The sequence below is a fragment of the Methanoregula sp. genome (genome assembly GCF_002835825.1).
Taxonomy (GTDB): domain Archaea; phylum Halobacteriota; class Methanomicrobia; order Methanomicrobiales; family Methanospirillaceae; genus Methanoregula.
This window is the reverse complement of record NZ_PIZH01000473.1, coordinates 1-1579: the sequence shown is the minus strand read 5'-3', so window position 1 is coordinate 1579 and position 1579 is coordinate 1. Positions and strand designations below refer to the sequence as shown.

The following is a 1579-nucleotide window of genomic DNA, read 5'->3' as shown; positions in this document are numbered from 1 at the left end:
CCAGAAGATGCCACTTGTCCTCCTGACCGACAACGGTTCCACCGAGGAGGACGAACCCTCATACAAGATCGCGAGCGTGTACGACATCCCCTTCGTCGTGGTCGACCACCACCACCCGGATGCAACCATCGACAAGTACCTGGTCGCCCATGTCAACCCGTACCATGTTGGTGGCGATTTCGGGATCACGGCAGGCATGCTGGGCACGGAAGTGGCACGGCTGATCAACCCGAAGGTCGAACCCCTGATCCGCCACCTGCCCGCCATTGCCGGTGTCGGTGACCGGAGCGAGGCCCCGGAACGTGCGCTCTTCCTCGACCTTGTCCGCGACCAGTACCCGGAAGATGCCTGCAAGGACATTGCGCTTGCTCTTGACTACGAGCAGTTCTGGCTCCGGTTCAATGACGGCCGGGAGATCATCAAGGACATCTTAAACATCACGGGCAAGACCGAACGCCACAAGAAGCTCGTTGCCCTGCTCGTTGACGGTGCAAACACCATGATCGCCGACCAGATGAGCGCCAGTATGCCCCATGTCGTGCCCCGCGTCCTGAAGAATGACGCCCACCTCTTCCTTCTTGATGTCGAGATCCATGCCCATAAATTCACATTCCCGCCCCCGGGCAAGACCAGTGGGGAGGTACACGACCGGCTCTGCCGCGAGCATGCAGGAAAACCCGTTGTCACGATCGGCTTTGGTCCCGACTTCGCCGTTCTCCGGTCACGGGGCGTTCTCATGAACATCCCCCGGATGGTCCGGGAACTCCGGGTCGAGATACCGGGCGGTGGTATCAGCGGGGGCGGGCACCTGGTTGTTGGGAGCATAAAGTTCGTTGAGGGCATGCGCGATGTGGTCCTTGAGGCACTCATCACAAAGATTGCCGATGCGCAGGTTCAGGCACCGAAATAAGCCATTTCCTTTTTTGAAATCTCAATGAATTTTCCCCGGATAGAGACAAGACGAGCGTATCGGTAATCTCTCGAAAACCGCGCCCATGTCGGGCGAGATATAATCTTTCTGGTCGAAATTGCAGCCGGGTGAAAAAAAGAAGACTGAATTTTTGTCAGGATGATTAGATATTTATATATAGCAATTGATCTATATGAGTTTTTAATGCTGAGGCACAACATGTCAACCACTAAGAAATTACGTGAGACGTACAACGAGACCCAGCACAAGATCGTGACGTACCTCAACTCGGGCATCACCAAGGGCAAGCACTATTTCAAATCGAAATACATTGCAAAAGACCTTGGTCTCTCGCCCAAGGAAGTGGGTACCAACATGGCAATCCTTGCCGAGATCTGTAAGGAACTGGATATTATCCGGTGGAGCTACTCGAACAGCACTACCTGGATGGTCACCTCGCGTGCCATCTAGATCAGTGAACACCCATCTCTCCTTTTATTATGACGAAAGTACTGGAATTTGAATCTGCAATCGAGTTTATTGCAAACATCAACGAACACAAGGACTGCCTGATGTCCCAGGACTCAAACCAGGATAACCCGGCAGCACTCTGGTCCAACATCGATATACCGAAAGGGCATCTCCTGAAAAACGGGGACCGGGTCCGGA

The 1579-nt window shown here is 53.8% G+C and carries 1 protein-coding gene and 1 pseudogene; both read left to right on the top strand.

Going from position 1 to position 1579, the window contains the following annotated elements; all coding sequences use genetic code 11:
* A pseudogene (locus CW742_RS12410) lies at window positions 1-910 on the top strand (phosphoesterase); the annotation flags it as partial.
* Between the two features lie 219 nt (window positions 911-1129).
* A complete protein-coding gene (locus CW742_RS12405) occupies window positions 1130-1381 on the top strand; it encodes a hypothetical protein (RefSeq protein ID WP_015285620.1) in 252 nt (83 codons plus the stop codon).
* Window positions 1382-1579: the final 198 nt, after the last annotated feature.

Bases quoted from the DNA above. Each gene is read 5' to 3' on its own strand.
- CW742_RS12405 (WP_015285620.1), top strand. From the start codon at position 1,130: ATGTCAACCACTAAGAAATTACGTGAGACGTACAACGAGACCCAGCAC.